We start from the raw sequence: 3,545 nt of genomic DNA on the forward strand, positions 1-3,545 counted from the left end.
GACGGATAATAAAGAGTTATCCATTATTATTTTCTATTACAAATGATAAGGAGAACCTTCATGAATGATTTAATACCAACCAGGTTATCGAATGACAACATGGTTGACAGGGAATATGAGACAAATTTTATAATGGATGTTATAAATAATAAAATGGCTGATTTGCTGATTATTTACTCGGAAAGCGGTATAGGAAAAAGCACTTTAACGAATCGTATTTTAAAGCTTATATCCCAAGGAATCCCTGTATGTGTCAGAACAATGCCGGAAAATATATCCGATTCCTATACGGAGGGAAACTATCTGACCAGAGTATTTAATTGCTTTGTCAGTTTTTTTTCCATAAATAAAGAGAACTATCCAAAGTGTACATTTGACTATTATATTTCCCATAATAAAAATACTGCTATAAAAAAAGAAGCGCTCGAGGAATTACTGTCACACATTTCTCCTGATAATCTGGCGGCGTCCTCCGGTTTGGCAGTGGGCAAATATATTATTTCCAGGTTTAGCAGAATATATGAATATAACTCTGCAAACCGATTAACTCTGTCAACAAAAGACAGTATGCTCATTGCTCATGAATATATTAAATATATTCTTAAGAACCAAAAAGTATATGTGTGCATTGATAATCTGCAAAATATTGATCTCTACAGTCTGAGCCTTTTGACGGAATGGGTTACCATAGCGGCCGGCAATAGTTTTTTTATGCTGGAATATACCATTAACAAAGAAAACGGCACAGCGCCTCTTCTTGAATTTACAAAATTATTTCAGAATCTGGATCTGGACGTCCAATTACTGCCACTAAATGGTCTGGATTTGGAGAATGCGCTGGAAGCGTTAAAAAAAGTTCATCCTGATTTAAAGGACAACCAGCGTTTCTTTGATGAATTCAAAATTTATTTTCTACATCACAGCAATGGAAATATGCAGAAATTATTGGATTTTACGTTTCAGTATAATGCTGAATCTATATTGAAAAAATCGTATGACCCAACATATGAGAAAATCTATATGCTTTCACCAAACAGCAAATATATACTATCTGTGATCGTTATGCATGGAGGTGAAATTGAAAAGAACCTGCTGCGCCATATCATTCTCAGCGCTCTCAGTCCCATGGTTCTGGATTATGAAAAGCAGATTCAGGATTTATTATATAAATACGAATTATTAACAGATGAAAACGATATATTCCTAATCCGTCATGCCAGTATTACGGACGCATGGCGGAACCATTCACAGGAATTGAAGAAATATGATTTACTGGCATACAAAAACTGCAGCGCCTACTATGGCCAGGTGGCGGACAGTAATTCATTTGGAGCAAAAGAAAATGTCGAACAGGCGCTTTTGTTTTTACTGCGTGTCCACTCTCAATATGGGCCAGAGCAGATTATAAAAGTGGTTGAAAAAATGAAATATATAGTATCGGAACGGATACGCCCGGAGAATATATTTGAATATTATCTTATCTTTTTGAATTATATTCAAGGAAAGGAAGCGGAATATGCAAATTCACTATATGAAATGATGTTGTTTTGTTTTCATCACGGCCTATTTAAAAATTGCCTGTTTCTCATCCAAAAGCTGGAGGAAATTCCTTCTGAGGAAAAAAATATCATTGTTTTTATTTATAAAGTAAATTGTATTGAATATTTAGAGCTTCACGAGGATGCAATCCGGCTTTGCGAGGAGCGCTTAAAGGAAAAAACAGGTGAACATGAAGCATATATTTGCTATTTGCTTCTAATGGGGTGCCACCGTTCCCTGAACAACATGGAACAGGTATTGCACTGCGTAAAAAGGATTAAAGGAATACCGGAATATGCGAAATATGATGAATATGGAATATTTCTACGCCTGTCGGAAATTTATATGGAACGCAAAAGGGCAATTCCTTTCGTGAAGGAAAGCATACTGCATTATAAAGGAAAAAGTAAAATCCTTGAGGCAAAATCGAGAATTACATATTCCTTTCTACTGGCTGTCACAAACGACCTCGAAACAGCAAAAACGGAACTGGAAGCAGTTGAAACATTAGATAAGCAGACACACTATTGGGATAGTATTATCTCGCTAAACAAAGCCAGTATCCTGTTACTTCAGCAGAAATTCGGGCAGGAGGTAACCGCATTACTGAAAAAGGCAGAGTTATCAACAAACAGCTCCTTTGATTTGCTGCTCATTTTAACCTTACAATTGTTAAACAATCTGGAATCGGGAGAAAGAGATAATGATGCTTATTTGTTAAAACGCATTTCCAGGCTGCTTTCCCATGAAAGCGATAAACACCTTATTGCCCTTGTATCTTATGACTTGTATTTATATTTTTCTAAAACAGGATATCCTGATAAAGCGGAAGAATATCTGGCTATTGCTGAAAAAACACAGGATTATAACCATACCGTCCACTGTCATTTACATCATAAAAGTGATCCAGGCACACCAAATCTGTTTGTGACAGACTGGTGTATTGGATTCACTTTTTTCTGGAATGTCGATTATGAAAATTACAGATGATTAGCATTCATAGCTAATTAACCTTTCAAGCATCTGGGTGTAGGTATATCCCGCATTATAAAATGCAGTTGCCATAAAACAGGATGGATGCAGGCTGCAGTCAGGAGATAATTCTATAACATAGAATTTATCTTTATACAGCCTGCCGTCTATCCGCATGAAATCCACCTTTCCTAGGGATGAGAACAACCGCTTTCCCTCACGGATGATCCAGACCGGGATTTCGTCTGTAACTGCCTTTTTGCTTACAGATACGCTGTCTACAATCTTTGTTTCATAGCCCCATATATTTTTATCGAGAGGCTTTCCGTCTATGTATAATTCTACTGCCTCTGCGATATCTATATGATCCGCGGTTCCGGCGCAACAAACAGATATTTCCCTTCCCTGGATGAATTCTTCCGCCAGGACAGGCTGATAATGCTTAAGCAATTCTGTTCCTGCACGCTTTGCCGCCTGAAAGTCAGAAACAATGCTGGAAGAGGAAATGCCTACGGAACAGCCCTCGTCGTTTGGTTTAATAATACACGGGTAATACGTTATCTTTTCCCAGTCGTCCAGTTCTTTTACGCATGAAGCCTGAACAGCTTTTGGGATAGAAAACAAATAGTCTTTTAAATATGACTTTGTTAGATACTTATCCTGGCATAGCGCCTGTACATAGGCGTCTGCGCCAATATATGTGAGCTGATACGCTTCACAGACAGCCGCCAAAAGTGAACGCTTATTGCGGGAATGATATCCGCCCCATTGATTTGTAAAAACTATACTATTGCGGTGCCGGCTGATATGCTCTAAAAACTGCTTTGGCGTTTCATAGCAGGCTGTTTTATAATTTAATTTTTCTAAAGAAGCCAAGATATACTCCGTTATTTCACGGGAAGAGAAATCCAATTCATTAGAGTACATATTTATGTTTGAATCTAACTCCCGTTTTTCGGCTACAACTACAATTTCTTTTTGGCTCATTATTTTCCTCCCGCTGTTTATTTATTGATAACTCTTTATTATCCGTC

At 37.4% G+C, this 3,545-nt stretch carries 2 protein-coding genes; one reads left to right on the forward strand and one right to left on the reverse strand.

Features of this window, described 5'->3' with window-relative positions; all coding sequences use genetic code 11:
* Window positions 1–60 precede the first annotated feature (60 nt).
* The gene (locus NFS31_RS26240) at window positions 61–2,529 is read left to right on the forward strand and encodes a hypothetical protein (RefSeq protein WP_251501881.1); all 2,469 of its coding nucleotides are present in this window, start codon (window positions 61–63) and stop codon (window positions 2,527–2,529) included.
* Here the strand turns inward: NFS31_RS26240 and NFS31_RS26245 are convergent, their stop codons facing one another.
* Entirely contained in the window at window positions 2,530–3,498 is a 969-nt protein-coding gene (locus tag NFS31_RS26245; protein WP_251501885.1) for an ATP-grasp domain-containing protein, read from the reverse strand.
* Window positions 3,499–3,545: the final 47 nt, after the last annotated feature.

Origin of the sequence: Otoolea muris, from assembly GCF_943193115.1 — a bacterium.
In the GTDB taxonomy this organism is placed as follows: domain Bacteria; phylum Bacillota; class Clostridia; order Lachnospirales; family Lachnospiraceae; genus Otoolea; species Otoolea muris.

Coding starts and splice junctions, on each gene's coding strand:
- NFS31_RS26240 (WP_251501881.1), top strand. CDS start 61: ATGAATGATTTAATACCAACCAGGTTATCGAATGACAACATGGTTGAC.
- NFS31_RS26245 (WP_251501885.1), bottom strand. CDS start 3,498: ATGAGCCAAAAAGAAATTGTAGTTGTAGCCGAAAAACGGGAGTTAGAT.